The following is a 19,120-nucleotide window of genomic DNA, read 5'->3' as shown; positions in this document are numbered from 1 at the left end:
CGTCACCGCGCCTCTCCGCAGCCGATGATCTGATAGAGGCGCGCGTTCTTGCCCTGACTGTCGATCAGACGGACAGCGGGTGACCCCTGTAGGTCGCTGACGCCGCCGAAGTCGTGGTGCGCGCCATGGACTTCCTGCGTTCCGAAGTCCAGCACGTATCGGACGTGCTCGCGCTCGACCGCCTTGCACACCGCGCTGCCGGGGGTCGCATCCCTCAGATGCGTGTTGATGAGGTCCGTGTCCTTCGTGGTGTCGGTGAAGATGTGCGGCATCAGAACCCGCCGATCGGCCAAGGCGTAAACGAGCGAAGTGCCGGTCCACGGGCTCCCGGCGATGATCGCGTTCGCGGGCACGTTCTTGTCAACGCGTTGGATGAGCGCCAATTCCTCCGCAGTGAGCAGGGGCGCGGTGCTCGTCGCGGCGTACGTGAAGTTAGCTCCATTGACGGCATCGCGCATCGACCATTGCGTCCACCCGATGATGACCAGAAGACCCGCTACCGCGGCGATCCCGCGCACGGCGGGCCGGGGCACAGAAGTCCGGGACGGTGACTCATCTCTCCGGCTGAGCAGGCGGACCACGAAGTCCCACGCCTTCGCCATGCCGAACGCCGCCAGAGGGACAATGGTCATCGGCAGGATTGCCGCCAGCCGTGGCGTGTTGTCGTACCACGCGCCGACGAACAAGTCGCGCAATCGCCAGTAAGGAAGTGACGCGCAGATGATGTAAAGGGCGCCCGCGATTGCGAACGCGGAGGCCGCGAACACTGCACTGCGGGTGCGAAGCCGAATCGAGTAGACGAAGCCCACGATCAGGAACACGGCCGTGATCGACACAGGCGCCCAGTACATCGAAGCTGTGAGCGCCTCGCCGAACGCTTGCCCCACGGTCATCACGATGGGCCACGTCCGTGCTGCGTCCGGCGGGCGGAGCACCCACAGCGCAATGCCCGCGAGTGCGGCGAACACGGCGAGGGCCACCCACGTCCTGATCATCGCCCGCCGTGGCGGGCGGGACGCGAAGTAGAACGCTGCTGCCACGACCGCGGCCACGGCCACCATTGCGAGCCACGCCATGAAGGCGCCCGGGTGGGCCAGGGTGAGGCCGGGCAGGCATCCGACCACCACCACAATCCACACCCACCTCGGATAGGTCGCGCAATCCTGTCCGAGCCGAAGCAATTGCACCGCAGCCACGACCGCCGCGGGCAGCACCGCCAACCCGAGGAAGAAGGGGAACAGAACGCCGTACGTAATCATCAGCAGCGGAAAGGCCGGAAGCGCACATGCCGCGACAGCCGCGCCGATGGTCACGGCGCGACGGCTTCCGAAGAGCGTCCGCGCGAGGAGCACCGCACCCGCTGGCCAGACCAGAGCCGCGAAGACCACCGTGATCGCGTTCGCCGCCACCGGGATCGAGACTCCCGTCACCGACACCACCAGCGCGCCCAGCGCATGCCATGCATCGGGATAGAAGGGAAGACCACCGCGCGGGCTGGTCATCGTTCCGATCCACAGGGGCGATGCGTCGTGCGTCTGGAGAATGTAACGGATGGCGTCGAGGTGGAACACGTTGTCGAACGTCTGAGACACCGCACCCGGTGCGCCGATCGAGAGAATGACCTGGATCGTTATCGCCACCGCTGCCGCCGCGAGTCCGCCGACGGTCCACCAGCCGCTGGCGCGCTCGATCCGCTGGCGCCGAGGCCCATTGAAGCGACGCAGCAGCACGCGCACCACCGCGACGAGCGCGATCGAGACGACGGCGAACACGAGGACCGCCCACAAGGACCATTCGACGTGGACGAACGGGAGGATCACGCTCGCGACGGCAATGATGGACAGGCCAAACGGTGCGGCCAGGGCCCAAAGCGTGAGACCACGCAGTCGCAGCACGAGTCCAGCCGCCAGGCCGGGCACGATCGTGGCGAATACCACGGCAGCAGAGGCGGCGAGCAATGTCAACCAGGGCATCAACAGGGTCCTCCGGAGTCAGGCATGTCCACGAAATCCTAGGGGACGCGCGCTGTGAGCCGTCTGTCATGCGCCGCCCGGGTATCTCAGCGCTCAGAGCTCACACAGGTGCCGCGGATCGAACACCCATACAATCGTTCATCGGGCCCGTCGCGCGCGGGTGACTTCCCCGGACCCCACCCAAAGGTTAAATCCACATGCTTGAGCGTCGCCCGCGAGTGACCATCGTGATCAGGACCAAGGATCGGGCTCCCCTTCTGCGTCGTGCACTGGACGACATCCTGGCCCAGACCATGTCCGACTGGGAGGCGATCGTCGTGAACGACGGCGGCCGCCACGCGCCGGTCGATGAACTCGTCACGGAGCGCGAGAAGCAATGGGAGGGCCGGCTCGACGTCATCCACGTCGAAGGGGGTACCGGCTCAATGGAGGCCGCGGCGAACCTCGGCGCGCAACGCGCGCGAGGCGAATTCGTCGTTGTCCACGACGACGACGACACGTGGGCGCCCGACTTCCTGACCGCTATGGTCGACGCGCTCGATACGGATGAGGGAGCCGTCGCTGCCGCGGCCCGCACGGAGATCGTGTTCGAGCGCCTGGAGGGCGATCGCACGACCGAGATCGGTCGTGCGCCATTCGTGCCACCTGGGGAGATGGTCACGATGTACGACCTGCTCCAGACGAATCGGATTGTGCCGATCGCGCTGGTGGTGCGGCGAAGCGTTTACGACGAGATCGGCTGGTATGATCCGGCCCTCAAGGCTGTAGGCGATTGGGAGTTCAACCTGCGCCTCGTCCGCCACGGGCGCGTCATCTTCGTCGGCGACGAGCCGCTCGCCTTCTGGCATCAGCGCCCGCATGCCAAGGGCCCCACGTCGAACAGCGTTTTCGGGGAGAGCCTCGATCACATGCAGTTCGATCGTATGGTGCGAGACCGCGCGCTGCAGGAATACATAGACCGTAACGGCATCGGCGGACTTCTCTATCTCTCGAAGCACATCGAGGACACGGTCCGCTACTACTCCATCCAGCAGACCGTCAGGCGTGCAGGCGCGCGCCTCTCCTCGAAGCTGCGTATCGGTCGCCGTCGCTGACCGCCTCATCTCTCATATCAGAAAGGTCCCACCAGCGTGAGCCAACGCGTCGCTGCGGTCGTCGTCACCTACAACAGGCTGGACAAGCTCAAGACGGTCCTCGAGAAGCTGCGCGCCCAGACCATGGCGCCCGAGTGGATCGTTCTCGTCGACAACGCTTCGACAGACGGCACCGCCGAGTTTCTCGCCGAACAGACCGACTCGGTCCTCGACATCACCACGCTGACGGCGAACACGGGTGGCGCTGGCGGCTTCGCAACGGGGATGAAGCGTGCATACGATCTGGGCGCCGACCTGTTCTGGTTGATGGACGATGACTGCTATCCCGAGCTCGATGCGCTCGAGCATCTCGTCGACGGCCACGCTGTAGCGATGACCTCAATGCCGGGCGGCGTGCCATTCGCCTGTTCCTTGGTGTATTTCGACCATCAGGAGCTCGCGGAGATGAACATCCCCGCCCCCGACTGGAAGTGGGCTCGGCTCTGGGTTCAGGGGCAGCGAGCGGTCCTCGTACAGACGTGTTCCTTCGTGTCCGCGCTGTATACCCGAGACACGGTGGAGCGGATCGGTCTGCCCTTGCGCGAGTACTTCATCTGGTTCGACGACGCCGCCTATGCACGGATGGCGAGCGTCGGAATCGGCCCCGGCGTTTGCATTCTCGACAGCAAGGCCTACCACGACACACCCACAAACGTCGCCGGAGACTTCTCCAAGGTCGACGACGGGAACATCTGGAAATTCGCGTACGGCGCCCGCAATGAGGGGTCGTATCACCTCCATCACGAGTCGCTTCTGTCCTATCTGCGGTTCTTCGCACGAGTGGAGATTCTCATGCAGCGCGGGCGCGTGCCATGGCGCTTACGACGCCGGATCACGGGCCGCCTGTTCGCAGCCATACGATTCAATCCGCAGGCCGAGCGGGTGAAATCCGTTCAACCGGCCGGCTAGAAGTCAAAATCAATGTGAAGCTGCCCATCGCGGCAGGAAATCCGGTGCCCGAAGGGGATCCATGCGCGTCGACATAGGGGATGCCGCCGTTCTTGAAGAGCCAGGCCGCAGCCGCGGTCTCCTCGACGTCTTCGGACATCGTCATCTGCTGTCACTGATCGTCCGCAAGGAAATCCAGATCCGGTACCGTGGATCGATCTTCGGCTGGCTCTGGTCGTACGTCAAGCCTCTGGTCCAGTTCCTCGTCTTCTACGTCGCGCTGGGCGTATTCCTCGGCCTGAACAAGAGCATCGACTTCTACGCGATCTACATCCTTGCGGGGATCACGATCGTGACGTTCTTCAACGAGGCGTTCTCGAACGGCACTCGATCCCTCGTCGACAATGCGGCCCTGATCAAGAAGATCTACTTGCCTCGCGAGATGTTCCCGGTGTCAAGCATGTTCGTGGCGCTCGTCAATACTCTGCCGCAGATCGCGGTGGTCCTCGTGATCGCGGTGTTCTTCGGCTGGGCTCCCTCGATCGGCCAGCTCGGCGCCATCATCCTGGGGCTCATCATCATCGCGGTGCTCTCCACCGGTCTCGGCATGCTCTTCGGCGCCGTGAACGTCACGTTCCGGGATGCGCAGAGCTTCGTGGAGATCATCGTCATGTGCGCGGTCTGGGCCTCGCCGGTCATGTACCACTGGGACATGGTGGCCTCGAAGGTGCCGCCATGGCTCTTCACGATCTATTGCCTGAATCCGCTCACGCCGGCAGTGGAGCTATTCCACTACGGCATCTGGTTTCCGCTTCATCCCCGCGACGCGCAGCCACTGCCCGACCTGTGGCTGTTCTCGGGCCTGGCCCTGGTCATCTCGCTGGTGATCCTGATCTTCGGTCAGTTCGTCTTCCGCCGACTGGAGGGTCGCTTTGCCCAGGACCTCTGAGGCCATCCTGCCTCGCATCATCGTCGACGACGTCCACAAGGATTTCAAACTGCGCCACACGCACTCCATCAAGGAGACGTTCGTAGCGGCCATTAAGCGCAAGCCTCTGACGACGGACTTCCACGCGCTCGACGGCATCACATTCGAGATCGGCGAGGGCGAAGCCGTCGCGCTTTTGGGCTTCAATGGCTCGGGCAAGTCGACGATGTTGAAGCTCATCTCGGGTGTGCTGACACCCGATCAGGGGAAGGTGCTCACGAGGGGCAGAGTCGCGGGTCTGATCGAAGTCGGTGCCGGATTCCACCCCGACCTGTCCGGGCGTGAAAACATCTACCTCAACGCCGCGATCCTCGGCATGAGCAAGAAGGAGACGGAGGCGCGATACGAGCAGATCGTCGCATTCAGCGAGATCGAGAAGTTCATCGATACCGAAGTCAAGCACTACTCCTCCGGCATGTTCCTACGGCTGGCGTTCTCCGTGGCGATCCACACGGAGGTGGACGTCCTCCTGATCGACGAGATCCTCTCCGTCGGCGACGAGCCGTTCCAGAGGAAGTGCCTCGCACGGATCAGGGAGCTGCATTCGCAAGGCAAGACGCTCGTTGTTGTCAGCCACGATCTGGGCATGGTGACCTCCCTGTGCGAGCGCGGCATCCTGCTTCGAGATGGAAAAGTCCTGTTCGACGGTTCCAGCGCGGACGCCGTCGCGGCGATGCGCGCCTGACCGCCATACTTCAGGGCCGCGGCACGACACCCGGCCGGCGCAGGACATCGAAGAAGTCCGACTTCGAGCGCGCGAGCATCTCCCATTGGCCGTGATCGTCGTCCGTGAACCTGTACTCGACTTGCGCGCGATACAGCGCGTAACCTGAGCGAATTGCCTGCGCCGAGAGCCAGATGTCCTCCAGGAAGTGGTAGGCGACGGGCAGACGACGCGCGACCCTCCTAGATGCCAGCAGGCCGACGTCGCAGATCGAGCCGCCGGTGCCGACGTAGGTGGCGGGTTTCCCGTCTTCAACTTCAGATCGGTCCCAGTAGTCGCCGTGGATGCGCCAAGCCCAGACGCCGCAGTAGCCGCGCGGACGCCACGACCCGAGAAGTCGCGCGATGAAGTCCGCCTGCACCTCCTGATCGTCATCCAGCATGATCAGCGGACCAGCGTAGCCCTCTTGAGCGAGTCGACGGGCGACCACGAACCTCGCTGCTCCTCCGATGTTCCGGGGGCAGTCGACGAGGTCGACCCGGGCAAGTGCACCACTCAGTTGATGTGCTGCCAGTTCGCCACGGTAGCGGGCGGTCGTCGTGGGGTCGTTGTTCCAGAAGACGACGCGGATTCGCGACGCAGCTCGTTGCGCCTCCAGCATCCGGAGGATGGGCATCAGTCGATCGGTGCGTCGCCACAGGCATACGACAACGACGACATCCGTCCTCGCGTCCACGCTGAGCACAGGAGTCAGGGGCGCCGCAGAGACCAACTCCGACCGATAGCGGACCGCTACTGGCAGATTCGCGATCGCTGCTTTCGCCCGGCGGAGTTGCAGGCGGGGACGGGGGCGCACCACCAAAACGGTACCCGCTCCAGACCTGCCCTCCAACTTCACCTAGGACGCCTGCGACGGTCTCCGTCCAGAACGCGGCGGCCACAAACGCCGCCGCAGCCTCACCACTGTCTGGCCGAGGGAGAAGTATCTCGACTGCCGCTTGATCTGCGAATCGAGCGCAGCGCTGGAGCGCTGCATGGCCTGCTCGAGCGCATCGAGACGCTCGATGATACGGCGTTCAGCGTCACCGAACCGCTCATCGATGATCTTCGACAGGTAAAGCAGCTGCGCGACGTCTGCGGTGGCGTTCTCGCTCTTGAGGGCCCGCTCCCGAACCAGGCGGTCGAACTTGAAATGGGCGGTCTGCTCGGCATGAACGCTGTTGCCGAGCGGCCCGGTCATTGCCGGGCGCTGGCGCCAATACGCCAGCACCGGGCCGTCCAGATAGGCAATGGTGCCGCGGGCCGCCAGGCGGAGGTTGAACTCCCAATCGCCGACCACGTCGAGGGTCGGGTCGTAGAGTCCGATCTCGTCGTACGTCGATCGCCGGGTCAGCATGCTGATCGGCACGACGCGGTTGTGGAGGATCAGATCGAACAGTGTCACCACGTTCCCGGGCGGCGACCACAGGTAGCTGCTTCTCTCGACCCACTGTCCGTCTTCGAGTTCTTCGTAGACCACCTCTGTGGGCACGGCGACCGCTGCAGCATCGGGTGTCGCGTCCAGAAAAGCGACCGTGCGCTCCAGGAAGTCCACGTGCCAGAGGTCGTCGTCATCGTGCAAGGCGACAAAACGGCCACGAGCTGCAAGGACTCCGTCATTCGCAGTGGGCCATCTTCCGAGAGAGCGCTCGTGATCGATCCTCACCACCCTCGCCTGATCAGACTCCGAGAACCCGGCAATCACGCCTGCGATCGTCGCCGGGTCGCCGCCATCGTTGACGACGATGACTTCGAGGTCCACGAAGCTTTGGCCGAGGATGCCGCGGAGCGCCCGTTGCAACATCATGGGCCGATCCTTGGTGCGCACCACGACGGAGACGACAGGGGCTTCTCTTGCCCGGGGGGTAGCCTGCGAGGCGGTCATACGGATGGACTCCTGGTCGGGTATCGAGGATGCCAGGCGACGATCGCACCCGCCATCGATCCGAGCTCGCATATTCAGCGTCGAATGGGCTAGCCGGTCGAATCAGCATAGTTGCAGTCCTCGGTCACTGATGAATGCCAGCCTGAGTGCACCGCAGCACGCCGAGCGTCAATCGCTCGCCGTCAGTTCCGTCCAAGAACGATAGCCTAGCCGAGTGCTGGAATTGACCCGCTCTCGCCGAAGCCGTAGTGCTATCAGCGCTGCCGGCAGGAACTGCAATTCAGGGTGCGCCGCAACGTCGCGCGTCCGGCCATTTCCCGCATGACCACTTCAGCCTTGCGCGTCTCGGTCATCGGCTGCGGCTATCTCGGCGCCGTCCATGCGGCTGCGATGGCGTCGATCGGTCACGACGTCATCGGCATCGACGTGGATGCCCGCAAGGTGGAATCGCTCTCCCGGGGAGAAGCGCCCTTCTTCGAGCCCGGACTCCCGGAGATCCTCGGGGACGGTCTCGCATCGGGCCGCCTGCGGTTCTCGACCGACATCGCCGACACGCGCGGAGCGGACGTGCATTTCATCGCTGTCGGCACGCCGCAGCTGCCCGGAGCCCACGCTGCCGATCTGCAGTACGTGGATGCGGCAGTGACCGCTCTCATGCCCGTCCTGCGGCCGGGCGACATCGTCGCCGGTAAATCGACGGTTCCTGTGGGCACCGCCGCGGACCTCGCCGTGCGCATCGCGTCGGTCGGAGCGACCCTCGTCTGGAACCCCGAGTTCCTGCGCGAGGGCTGGGCGGTTCAGGACACCGTCTCGCCGGATCGGATCGTGGTCGGTGTCCCGGCGGGCGACGCCGGAGTCCATGCGCAAGCGATGCTCCGCCAGGTGTACCACACGGCGGTCGCGGCCGACACGCCGTTCCTGACGACCGACTACGCGACGGCAGAGCTCGTCAAGGTCTCGGCGAACGCCTTTCTCGCCACGAAGATCTCGTTCATCAATGCGATGGCCGAGATCGCCGAGGTCACGGGCGCGGATGTCACGCAGCTCGCCGACGCCATCGGGCTGGATGAGCGCATCGGGCGACGCTTCCTCGGGGCCGGAATCGGATTCGGCGGCGGATGCCTCCCCAAGGACATCCGGGCCTTCTCGGCTCGCGCCGAGGAGCTGGGCAAGAGCGAAGCGGTGGCCTTCCTCAGGGAAGTGGATGCGATCAACCTCCGCCGACGCGATCGTGCCGTTCAGCTGACGGTCGACGCTCTCGACGGAAGCGTCTTCAACAAGCGCGTCACGGTCCTCGGCGCAGCATTCAAGCCCCACAGCGACGATGTCCGCGACTCGCCCGCCCTCGATGTGGCGGTGCGCCTTCACGGACTCGGCGCCCAGGTCACGGTGACTGATCCCGCTGCGATCGAGAACGCGCGCCTCATCCATCCGCAGCTGACGTATGTCGCCGACCGGGATGACGCCCTGCGCGCTGCGGATATCGTCGTGGTCGTCACGGAGTGGGACGAGTACCGTCGTCAGCTCTCGCCCGAGCAGGCCGCAGCCCTTGTGAGTGGACGGGTGGTCGTCGACGGCCGCAACTGTCTCGATGCTGCGGTCTGGCGAGCATCCGGGTGGACCTACTACGGCATGGGGCGGCCCTGATTCCTCGCACTCGCGATGAGATGTCAGCAGCGCACCGACGACAACACATCGGCGTCCAGCGCGTCCGGGCCCCCGAAGAGGGTCGCCGTGGTCGCACCGCGAGAGATGAGGAAGTCCTTCGTGACATCCGCCATACACGTCGCCGGCGTGGTGAGTAGCGGCGACTTGAGTCGCCCTGCCATGACAGCACCCGCGAGTGCATCCGGGAAATTCGTACCCGACGAAATGAACGATTGCGATGCCGAAGGCGCGTCCGCGGCCAGCAGGACACTCGTCTGGTACCGGTCTGAACCCGCCCTCCGATCGACGGTGATGCCCAGGCTCGAGAGTTGAGACGCGATCCCATCCGAGATGGCCTGCGAACCGCCCGCGATGATCACCTTGCCGATATGCAGAGTCTGCAGCGCGGTGGCCAGAGCCGGGCCCAGCGACGTCTGAGCACCATCTGTGAGCAGCACCGGTGCGCCCGCTGCACCTGCGACGGCAGACGCCGCCAGTGCATCCGCGAACCCGCTGCCGGTTGCGAGGTATGCGACCGGTGCAGTCTTCCAACCGGAGTCCACGATGGCCAACGAGGTTGCGTACCGGTCCGCACCGCTGACGCGGCTGACGTTGGTCTGCCCCACGATCGCGCCCACAGCGTTGAAGACAGCCTGAGAGACAGCGGTCTCACCTCCGAGAACGACGACGCTCGCGGGGTGGAGCGCCGCCAACGCGGCCGCGGTCGGTTGAGGCAGCGTTCCGGCGGCGGTGAGCAGCATCGGCGCGGACTTGAGAGCGGCGAGTGAGGCTCCTGAGAGGGCATCCGGGAAGCTCTCCCCCGATGCCAGGTAGACCGTCGTCGCGCCGTTGGGGTTGCTCTGCTGCGCGATGGCTGCGGCGGTCGAGTAGCGGTCCGCGCCTGCGATCCGGGCCGTCGTGTAGGAGACGGGAGGCGCGGCAACGAGATACTGCGAGGCCACCCACATGATCTGGCCGTTGAGACGGACCTGGGTCCACGTGTCCCACGTTCCCAGACGGGTCAGGATCGTCCCCTGCGGAAGTGACACGATTCCGGTCGGGCACGACGTCGAGGGCGCGATCCGCCCGTTCAGCGACGCGACGTTGACCAGGAACTCACCGCTGCCCGGGGTGATCTGCGCAGCGGTCGGCGGCGTGCAGGCATTCGCGGGAATCTGCGTGGATCCGAACCAGTCCACGAAGTAGTTGTAGAAGTTCCGATTTCCGTACGCAGAGCAGGAGTCACCCGTTCCGTAGCCTGCGGCAAGCGCGGCGGCGTTCGGCGTGTAGGGCGTGTAGTAGTACAGGTCCGCTGTGGCTTGGTTCTTGACGTACACGGCCTTCGTCCCGCAGGCCGTATTCGGGTTGTAGAGGATGTTCCACGTGTGTCCGGGGGCGTACCACGTGAAGTAATTGCTCGTTCCGGACGGGTTCGCGTAGCGCTTCAACTGCCATGCGGACTTGTAGACCTGCGCGAAGAAGCCTGCGCTGATGCTGTTGCAGCCGGTCGTGTCGGGACAGTCCGCTCCCATGGCGTGGGCGTAGGCCCAATCCGAAGGCCACACGCTCGTGATCAGGCCCTGCTCCTTCTGCATGGTGACGAGAAGCACTTGCGGATTGATGCCGCACGCCTGGGCGACCTTGTAGATGATGGCCGACGCACGCTCGCTGTATCCGCCCGGATACGCGCCGCACATCGGGTCGGCCGCCACCGACTTCGTCACGGTGTAGTAGTTCTTGACGCAGGTCGCCGACGGCGCGCAGGAGGTCTCCTTACCTTCGAGGAAGGACTGTATCTGCGCCTGCGACATCGACCCGGTGTAGAAGAAGACCGAGTCGCTGATGATGTTGCCGGGATCGAACTGCGACAGGTCCGCCGCCCGTGCCGGCGCTGCGGCAGCCACAGGCAAGAGCACCCCTCCGATGACGACCAGAACAGCGCCGAGCGCCACCCCGATACGTGCTCTGACCCCATGACGCACAGATGTCCCCCGACCCGACTGCATGTGACCAGTGTGTCGTATGTGGCAGAAGTGCGCCACTGTGGGAAAATCCCTGCTCACAATTCGGCGTGGAGCTGCCACACCCGATCCGCGGCGTCGCGCCACGCGAAAGCCCGCCCACGGTCCGCGGCGAGCACCGACATCCGCTCGATCGCCTCGTTCGAGGCCAGCGCCTTCTGCATCGCGGCGCCGAGGGCGTCGGCATCCGCGTCGGCGAGCGCACCGCCGTCGGCGATCACATCGCGATGCACGTCGGATGCCGCGGCGACCACCGGCACGCCGAGGGCGAGCGCATCCACGACCCGCCAGGGGAAGGCACTGCGCAGCGACGGCGCCACGACCACGAGCGCGCTGTCGAGGAGCGCCGCCCGATCGGCGTCGTCGAGCCTTCCCCGCACGTGCAGGTGCGATCGCGGGATGCCGGCGGCGGTGGCGCGATCGGCGACGAGAGGTTCATCCCCCTCCCCCGCGTCCAGGACGACCACGGGCAGATCCACACCGGCGAGCGCGGCGAAGGCGAGGTCGGCCCCGTCCACGCTCGCGAGGACGACGGTGCCATCGGGGATGCCGAGGGTCCTCCTGCGGCCGACGGCATCCACCGGCACGGCGAAACCGGTCGGCGCCGCTCCGGAGACGACCCGAACCCGACCACCCAGCCGCGAGCGCTCCGCGAGCCGCTCCGCCATGGCGTGGGTGGGCACGACGACCGCGTCGGCATGCTTCTGCGCACGCTTGAACATCGCCTTCTGCCAGGCGACGGCAGAACGCGAGAGGAGGTCGGGACGCTCCCAGACGTCGAGATCCCAGACCGTGACGACGGTCTGATCGTTGTCGTGCACGCGATCGTGCCGGGTGAGCGGCGCGAGGAGCGACGGCGCGTGGATGAGGCCTCCTCCGACACCGGCGGTGACGCCGAGCTGCCAGGCAGCGAGGAGCTCCCTGCGGGCGAACGAGAGGCGCCGGACATCGGCGAGTCCGGGGACGGCCTCCTCAACGTCGGCGCCCGACGGTGCGATGGCGGCGACCTCGCATCCTGACGGGGCCGTGCGTACGAGGGCGCGTCCGAGCTGCACGGCGGCCGACGCGATGTCCGGCTCGGCGCCCGTGTCGAGCACGAGCCTGAGCGAGGCGGTCACCCGATCACCCCTTCGTGCTCGGCGACGCCGACGGCGGGTGCAGCATCTTCTGCACCAGTCCGTGGATGTAGGCGACGTCGGGGTGGAATTGATCGACGTCCGCAGACGGATCGAGCACGATCGACGGCGACGGATGCGACTTCGACTTGACTCCGAGGTCGGCGAGGTAGCCGAGCATCGACTCGGGGATGTCGGTCTTGAACAGCTGCGTGCCGGCCTTCGCGACCTCCTGGAAGTGCGTCAGCAGGTTCGTCGGGGTGACCTGGTGGAGGATCGCGTCCTGCAGCTGCGACTGCCGCTTCACGCGGTCGAAGTCGCTCGTCGTCTCGCGCGAACGGGCGTACCACTGGGCGGTGTTGCCGTCCATGTGCTGGGTGCCGGGCTCGATCCAGCCGGTGGCCCACTTCTGCACGGGCTGACCCTCGTACGCCGGTCCGCCTTCGGGCAGGCGTTCGGTGACCGTGATGTCGACGCCGCCCAGGGCGTCGACGAGCTGCGCGAAGCCGCCGAAGTTCATGAGCACGTAGTACTGGATCTTGATGCCGAGGATGCCCTCGACTGCGTCGCGCGTCGCCTCGATGGACGGCGTCGAGCCCTGGCTGACCGCATCCGGGTACAGGTTCTTCCCGTGCCCGCAGACGCCGACCTCCGTGTTGAGCTGGTTGATGCCTCCACCCCAGCCGCATTTCGCGGAGGCGTGGCCGGTGTGCACCTTCGGATACAGCTGCCGCATCGGGCTGCCCTCGACGAACGGGAACCCGGCGAGGTCACGAGGGATGCCGGTGCGCGCCACCTGGCCGGTGTCGGCGTTGATGGAGACCACCGAGATGCTGTCGAACCGCATCGAGTCCCGTCCGGCGGAGTCGTCGCCGCCGAGCAGCATGATGTTGTAATAGCCGTCGCTCGGCGGCTGCGAGGGTCCGCTGGCCGCGAAGATGGAGCCGAGCGCACCGCGCGCGGCGTCCGCGTAGGCGACCCCCTTGGCGGTGACCGCGCTGCTGGCGACCAGCAGTGAGACGGCGAGGATCGGGATGCCGGCCCGCGCCCACCCGCGGATCTTGACGAAGCGCACGAGCCGCAGCGTGTCGACGGTGAGGATGACCCACAGCGCGATGTACGCGGTGAGGACGACCTCGACGGCGAGCAGGAACCACGTGTTCGTCACCAGCGTGATGAGCGCGGTGCGCCACAGCAGCACGGCGACGACTCCGACGATCGCCGCGATCCAGAGGAACAGGGTGGCCGCGACGCCGACCCGTCCCAGCCGTCGATTGCCGGCGAGCACCTGCGCCGACCCGGGCAGCAGGAAGTTCATGCCGACGAGCCACCAGCCCCGGTTCTCCATGAACTGCGGGGAGGAGGCATCCGGGTACCTGAGCGGTCGCTCCTCGATGAGGACGCCGCGCGACATGCCGACCGCGCTCACAGCGACGCCTTCAGCCGGCGGTTCTTCTCCTCCACCTGGGCTTCGAGGTCCCGCGCGTACGCCTCGATCCGGTCGGCGACGGCGGCGTCGCCCGCGCCGATGATGCGCGCGGCGAGGAGCCCGGCGTTCTTCGCGCCGCCGATCGACACGGTGGCGACGGGGATGCCGGCGGGCATCTGCACGATGCTGAGGAGGGAGTCCATGCCGTCGAGCAAGGCGAGCGGGACGGGCACGCCGACGACCGGCAGAGCCGTGACCGATGCCAGCATGCCGGGCAGGTGCGCAGCGCCGCCGGCGCCGGCGACGATGACCTTGAGACCCCGCCCGCGCGCCTCCCGCCCGTAGCGGACGAGCTTGTCGGGAGTGCGGTGTGCGGACACGACCTCCACCTCGTGCGGGATGCCGAGCTCGGTGAGCACCGCAGAGGCATCGCCCATCACGCGCCAGTCCGAGTCGGAGCCCATGACGACGCCGACGAGGGGGGACGAGGACGAATTCAGCGGCTCAGTCACCCGTCCAGGCTAGGCCGATCGCCTGCGAGAACTCCGCAACGGCACGGCCACCCGGGGCGACTCCGTGCCTGTCAGTCGAGGAACCGCGCCGCCGCCGAGCGGGCGACGTACGCCACGTCATCCAGATCGTCGCCGACGGCGTTGACGTGACCGACCTTGCGTCCGGGGCGCGGCGTCTTGCCGTAGGTGTGGATCTTGGCGTCCGGATGATCCGCCATCGCGGCGGCGAACCGGGCGTCGAGGGAATCGGATGCCGGTCCGCCGAGAATGTTCACCATCACCGACCATGCCGCGCGGGAGGCCGGATCGCCCAGCGGAAGGTCGAGCACGGCACGCAGGTGCTGTTCGAACTGGCTGGTCGCCGCCCCGTCCTGCGTCCAGTGCCCCGAGTTGTGCGGGCGCATGGCGAGCTCGTTGACGAGGATCCGCTCGTCGGTGGTCTCGAAGAGCTCGACGGCGAGCATCCCCGTGACGCCGAGTCCCTCCGCGATCTCAGTGCCCACGCGAGCCGCCGCCTCCGTCAGTCGGTCGCCCGCGTGCGGCGCCGGTGCGATGACCTCCGCGCAGACGCCGTCGCGCTGCACGGTCTCGACGACGGGGAATGCGACGACCTGGCCGGAGGGCCGGCGGGCGACCTGCTGTGCGAGCTCGCGCGTGAACTCGACCAGCTCCTCGACGAGCAGGGGCGCTCCCGCGCTGAGCCAGTCCGCGGCGTCGGAGGCCCGCGACACGACGCGCACGCCCTTCCCGTCGTACCCGCCGCGTGGCGTCTTCACGACGGCGCGCCCGCCGTGGTCGTCGAGGAACGCCTGCAGCGAGTCCTCGTCGGAGACGGATGCCCAGTCCGGCTGCGGCATCCCGAGCTCGTCGAGTCTCGCGCGCATGGCCAGCTTGTCCTGCGCGTAATGCAGGGCATCGGGCCCGGGGCGCACGGCGACGCCGGCGTCGACGAGGGCGTGCAGCACCGGCTGCGGCACATGCTCGTGGTCGAACGTGACGACGTCGACGTCGCGCGCGAACGCCAGGACCGTGTCGGCGTCGCGATAGTCGCCGACCGATGTGGCAGCGAGGGATGCCGACATCCCCTCCGCCTCCGCGAGCACGCGGATCTCGACTCCGAGCTCGACCGCCGGGGCGATCATCATCCGCGCCAGCTGTCCGCCGCCCACCACTCCGACTCGCAGGGCCATCCCGCTCCTCTCGACCGGACCATTGTCCCGCACCCGACAGGCGCGGTGATGCGCGGTCAGGCCGGACGGGGCGGCAGGGGCGGCGGCGGATTCGGCGGCACCATGCCCGAGACGCCCTGAGCCGTTCCCGGCAGCGGCAGCTCCCGGTGCGCCAGGATCTGGTTCACCTCGACCTGGTCGACGAGCACCTCGTGGACGAGCACGGCACTCGGGATGTCGACGAGCCGCAGCGGCTCGTCGATGCCGTTGCGCAGCGTCAGCGTGCCCGTCCCCCACATCCGCTGGATGGGCCCGCGGCGCATGTCGATCGTGTACCCGCGCACGTGGGACAGCTCGCGCGTGCCCCCGCCGCCGATCCCCCCGCGCGCGATGACCCGGCGCGTGGTGATCGTGTAGACGCGGCCCCACCAGACGAGGAACGGGATGAGGACGAGCAGCAGCACGATCGCCACGGCGGCGCCCACGAGCATCCAGTTCGTGAAGGGAGCCGGCAGGCGGCCGTAGAAGTAGCCGAGCGCGCCGGCGGTGACGATCAGCACCAGCGCGGACCAGGTCAGCCTGCGGGCGTGGCCGCGGAAGCGGGCCACACGCAGCTCCGGCGTCGGGATGCCCGGCGCCGGCGTGAGCGGGCGTCCCCCGATGCTCGGCTGCGTCACGCCTCCATCATGACACCGGGGCTGCCCGCGACCCGTCAGCGCAGATGTACGATATCGCCCGCTGCGACGACGGACTCCGTGCCGACGAGCGGCTCGATCACGAGGGCGCCGTCCGACGTGAGCCGGCGCGCTGTTCCCAGGACCTCGGATCCGTCGGGGAGGAGGGCGCGGACGTCGCGCCGGAGCGTCACGCAGAGCGCCTCCACTTCACCCCGTATGCCGGATGCCGCGACATCGCCGTTCGCCGCCGCGAGCGCGGAGATCTGCTCGCCGAGGGCCCGGAGGTAGGCGAACAGCAGCGCGTCCTCGTCGACGTCGACGCCGAGCGCCGTGAACGAGGTGGCCGTGCGGACCGGCAGATGCTCGCGCGGAATGCGGGTGTTGATCCCCGCCCCCACGACGACCAGCCCGGGGTGGCCCGGCACGCCCTCGGCGAGGATGCCGCAGATCTTCGCGCCGTCGACCAGCACGTCGTTGGGCCACTTCAGTCCGGCGGTGTGCGTGGTCCCCTGCAACGCGGCGGCGACGGCCCGCGTCATCGCCGCGCCCGCGATGAGCGGCACCCAGCCGCGGGCTGCGAGCGGGATACCGGTGACATCGAGGACGACCGACACGGCCAGGGCGGTGCCCGCGGGCAGGACCCACGTGCGGTCGAGCCGGCCCCGGCCCGCGCGCTGATCGTCCGTGAGGAGCACGGACAGGTGCGGCCACGCACCCGGATGCGTGGCGACGAGCGCCACGAGATCGGCATTGGTCGAGCCGGTGGACTCGACGACCTCGATTCGGGGGGATGCGGTGCGGGAGAGCGGTAGATCGTCCATGCCGTCACCCTATTGCCGTCACCCGGTCCGCCGCGATGATTCTGACAGCAGTGCGCTCGAGGACTTGTGCGCACCCTCCAACCGGGAAAACGCGCCGCTCGCTAGGGTGGAACGGTGACCGATGAGCCCGACCTCTCCACGACCGCCGGCAAGATCGCCGACCTGCGCCAGCGCTTCCAGGAAGCCGTCGTCGATCCCGAGAAGATCTCGCTCGAGAAGCAGCACGCCAAGGGCAAGCTGACCGCGCGCGAGCGCATCGAGCTTCTCGTCGACCGCGGGTCGTTCGTCGAGCTGGACGAGTACGTGCGCCACCGCACCACGGCGTTCGGCATGGACAAGGCGCGCCCGTACGGCGACTCCGTCGTCACCGGCATCGGCACGATCAACGGCCGCACCGTGGCCGTCTACGCCCAGGACTTCACCACCTTCGGCGGATCGCTCGGCGAGGCCGCGGGCGACAAGATCATCAAGGTCATGGAGTTCGCACTGCGCAACGGCATGCCCTGCATCGGCATGCTCGACTCCGGGGGCGCCCGCATCCAGGAGGGTGTCATCGCGCTCGGCAAGTACGGCGAGATCTTCCGCCTGAACACCGCCGCGTCCGGCGTGATCCCGCAGATCTCGATCATCATGGGTCCCGCCGCGGGCGGTGCCGTCTACTCCCCCGCACTCACCGACTTCGTCGTCATGGTCGACAAGACGAGCCAGATGTTCGTCACCGGCCCCGACGTCATCAAGACGGTCACGGGCGAGGACGTCGGAATGGAAGAGCTCGGCGGCGGCTACACCCACAACACCCGCTCGGGCGTGGCGCACTACCTCGCCGACGACGAGGACGACGCGATCGACTACGTGCGCACACTCCTCGGCTTCCTCCCCGACAACAACATGTCGGAGATCCCGCGGTACGAGTCGGGCTTCGAATGGGAGACGACGGATGCCGACCAGTTCCTGAACACGGTCATCCCGGACTCCCCCAACCAGCCGTACGACATGCACCAGGTCATCGCCCACATCGTCGACGCGGGCGACTTCCTCGAGGTGCAGCCGCTGTTCGCGCCGAACATCGTGATCGGGTTCGGCCGCATCGAGGGCCGGACCGTCGGCATCATCGCGAACCAGCCGTCGCAGATGGCCGGGACGCTCAACATCGAGGCCGGAGAGAAGGCGAGCCGCTTCGTGCGGTTCTGCGACGCGTTCTCGGTCCCGATCGTGACGCTCGTGGATGTGCCGGGCTACCTCCCCGGCACGGACCAGGAGTGGACCGGCGTCATCCGGCGCGGCGCCAAGCTCCTGTACGCCTACGCCGAGGCCACCGTGCCGCTCGTCACCGTCATCCTGCGCAAGGCCTACGGCGGCGCATACATCGTGATGGGGTCGAAGCAGCTCGGCGCCGACGTTAACCTCGCGTGGCCGACCGCGGAGATCGCGGTGATGGGCGGTCAGGGCGCCGTCAACATCCTCTACCGCGGGGAGCTCAAGCGGGCAGCCGACGCCGGCGAGGACATCGCCGCCGTGCGCACGCGCCTGGCGAACGAGTACACGTACAACGTCGCATCCCCGTTCCTGGCCGCAGAGCGCGGCGAGCTCGACGGCATCATCGAGCCCGCGCACACCCGCGTCTCGATCGCCAAGGCCCTGCGAGCGCTGCGCGGGAAGAGCGCCAGCATGCCCGCGAAGAAGCACGGTAACATCCCGCTATGAGCGGCGAGGACGACGCACAGCTCGCCATCGAGGTCATCCGGGGCACTCCCAGCGACGAGGAGCTCGCCGCCCTCATGGCGGTGGTCAGCGAGGCGTACACGAACGAGGCGGCCGATGCGGTCGCCGAAGAGCGGGAGCATCGCTCCGCATGGGAACTGTCGAGCCGTGGACTTCGCCAGCGCCTGCCGCGCGAGTACGGCTGGGGCAGCTGGACCGCATGATGTCCTTTCTCGCGTGATCCCGCGAGAATTTGTCCCCCAAAATACCTACAGACACGCACCGCACAGGTTTGTCAGACTTATGGAGCTGGAACGCTTCCGCGTTCGGCCGACCGGCTCGGACAGGGTTTGACGAGCTCCGGATACGGCCCCCTGCGGACGGTTTTCGGGTAACCGTCCGCTCAGGCGAGGGGCGGGCGGCTTCGCCGCCCCTCGCCTTCTTCTCTCTCCACCGCC

At 67.1% G+C, this 19,120-nt stretch carries 17 protein-coding genes; 7 read left to right on the top strand and 10 right to left on the bottom strand.

Annotation, left to right across the window (positions count from 1 at the left end):
• Positions 1–2: 2 nt before the first annotated feature.
• Complete coding sequence (locus tag SM116_RS05840) at positions 3–1,973, bottom strand: DUF6541 family protein (protein WP_320943517.1); 1,971 nt, start codon at positions 1,971–1,973, stop codon at positions 3–5.
• 218 nt (positions 1,974–2,191) lie between these two features.
• Between SM116_RS05840 and SM116_RS05835 the strand changes: the two genes are divergently transcribed.
• The 4 genes from SM116_RS05835 to SM116_RS05820 all read left to right on the top strand — a co-directional run bounded on the left by SM116_RS05835 (position 2,192) and on the right by SM116_RS05820 (position 5,667).
• Complete coding sequence (locus tag SM116_RS05835) at positions 2,192–3,067, top strand: glycosyltransferase family 2 protein (protein WP_320943516.1); 876 nt, start codon at positions 2,192–2,194, stop codon at positions 3,065–3,067.
• Positions 3,068–3,103: 36 nt separating this feature from the next.
• Complete coding sequence (locus SM116_RS05830; RefSeq protein ID WP_320943515.1) at positions 3,104–4,015, top strand: glycosyltransferase; 912 nt, start codon at positions 3,104–3,106, stop codon at positions 4,013–4,015.
• A 61-nt stretch (positions 4,016–4,076) separates the two neighbouring features.
• A complete protein-coding gene (locus SM116_RS05825; RefSeq protein ID WP_320943514.1) occupies positions 4,077–4,943 on the top strand; it encodes an ABC transporter permease in 867 nt (288 codons plus the stop codon).
• Entirely contained in the window at positions 4,927–5,667 is a 741-nt protein-coding gene (locus SM116_RS05820) for an ABC transporter ATP-binding protein (protein WP_320943513.1), read from the top strand. The genes SM116_RS05825 and SM116_RS05820 overlap by 17 nt, the downstream gene beginning before the upstream one ends.
• 10 nt (positions 5,668–5,677) lie before the next feature.
• On the opposite strand, the gene SM116_RS05815 is transcribed toward SM116_RS05820, so the two are convergent.
• Complete coding sequence (locus SM116_RS05815; RefSeq protein ID WP_320943512.1) at positions 5,678–6,322, bottom strand: hypothetical protein; 645 nt, start codon at positions 6,320–6,322, stop codon at positions 5,678–5,680.
• Positions 6,323–6,544: 222 nt separating this feature from the next.
• On the bottom strand, positions 6,545–7,570 hold the full coding sequence (locus SM116_RS05810) for a glycosyltransferase family 2 protein (protein WP_320943511.1): 1,026 nt from the start codon (positions 7,568–7,570) through the stop codon (positions 6,545–6,547).
• Between the two features lie 336 nt (positions 7,571–7,906).
• Between SM116_RS05810 and SM116_RS05805 the strand changes: the two genes are divergently transcribed.
• Complete coding sequence (locus tag SM116_RS05805) at positions 7,907–9,217, top strand: UDP-glucose dehydrogenase family protein (RefSeq protein ID WP_320944107.1); 1,311 nt, start codon at positions 7,907–7,909, stop codon at positions 9,215–9,217.
• Positions 9,218–9,240: 23 nt separating this feature from the next.
• Here SM116_RS05805 and SM116_RS05800 read toward each other — a convergent pair whose 3' ends face one another.
• The 7 genes from SM116_RS05800 to SM116_RS05770 form a co-directional block, all read right to left on the bottom strand.
• Positions 9,241–11,121 (bottom strand): cell wall-binding repeat-containing protein, encoded by a 1,881-nt coding sequence (locus SM116_RS05800; RefSeq protein ID WP_320943510.1) that lies wholly within the window; start codon positions 11,119–11,121, stop codon positions 9,241–9,243.
• Positions 11,122–11,276: 155 nt separating this feature from the next.
• On the bottom strand, positions 11,277–12,356 hold the full coding sequence (locus tag SM116_RS05795) for a glycosyltransferase (protein WP_320943509.1): 1,080 nt from the start codon (positions 12,354–12,356) through the stop codon (positions 11,277–11,279).
• A gap of 4 nt (positions 12,357–12,360) precedes the next feature.
• Positions 12,361–13,782: an LCP family protein gene (locus tag SM116_RS05790; RefSeq protein ID WP_320943508.1), complete on the bottom strand. Its 1,422-nt coding sequence runs from the start codon at positions 13,780–13,782 to the stop codon at positions 12,361–12,363.
• Positions 13,779–14,246, bottom strand: coding sequence for a 5-(carboxyamino)imidazole ribonucleotide mutase (purE, locus tag SM116_RS05785; protein WP_320944106.1), 468 nt, complete (start codon positions 14,244–14,246; stop codon positions 13,779–13,781). Before purE ends, SM116_RS05790 begins: the two co-directional genes overlap by 4 nt.
• 119 nt (positions 14,247–14,365) lie before the next feature.
• On the bottom strand, positions 14,366–15,484 hold the full coding sequence (locus tag SM116_RS05780; RefSeq protein WP_320943507.1) for a 5-(carboxyamino)imidazole ribonucleotide synthase: 1,119 nt from the start codon (positions 15,482–15,484) through the stop codon (positions 14,366–14,368).
• 56 nt (positions 15,485–15,540) lie between these two features.
• A complete protein-coding gene (locus SM116_RS05775) occupies positions 15,541–16,140 on the bottom strand; it encodes a PH domain-containing protein (RefSeq protein WP_320943506.1) in 600 nt (199 codons plus the stop codon).
• A gap of 35 nt (positions 16,141–16,175) precedes the next feature.
• Positions 16,176–16,961 (bottom strand): biotin--[acetyl-CoA-carboxylase] ligase, encoded by a 786-nt coding sequence (locus tag SM116_RS05770; protein ID WP_320943505.1) that lies wholly within the window; start codon positions 16,959–16,961, stop codon positions 16,176–16,178.
• 114 nt (positions 16,962–17,075) lie between these two features.
• On the opposite strand from SM116_RS05770, the gene SM116_RS05765 reads away from it, so the two are divergent.
• Positions 17,076–18,665: an acyl-CoA carboxylase subunit beta gene (locus SM116_RS05765; protein WP_320943504.1), complete on the top strand. Its 1,590-nt coding sequence runs from the start codon at positions 17,076–17,078 to the stop codon at positions 18,663–18,665.
• Entirely contained in the window at positions 18,662–18,886 is a 225-nt protein-coding gene (locus SM116_RS05760; RefSeq protein WP_320943503.1) for an acyl-CoA carboxylase subunit epsilon, read from the top strand. Before SM116_RS05765 ends, SM116_RS05760 begins: the two co-directional genes overlap by 4 nt.
• Positions 18,887–19,120: the final 234 nt, after the last annotated feature.

This window comes from Microbacterium rhizosphaerae, from assembly GCF_034120055.1.
In the GTDB taxonomy this organism is placed as follows: domain Bacteria; phylum Actinomycetota; class Actinomycetes; order Actinomycetales; family Microbacteriaceae; genus Microbacterium; species Microbacterium rhizosphaerae.
Note: the sequence above shows the minus strand (reverse complement) of the source record. Positions and strands in the feature narration are given on the sequence as shown.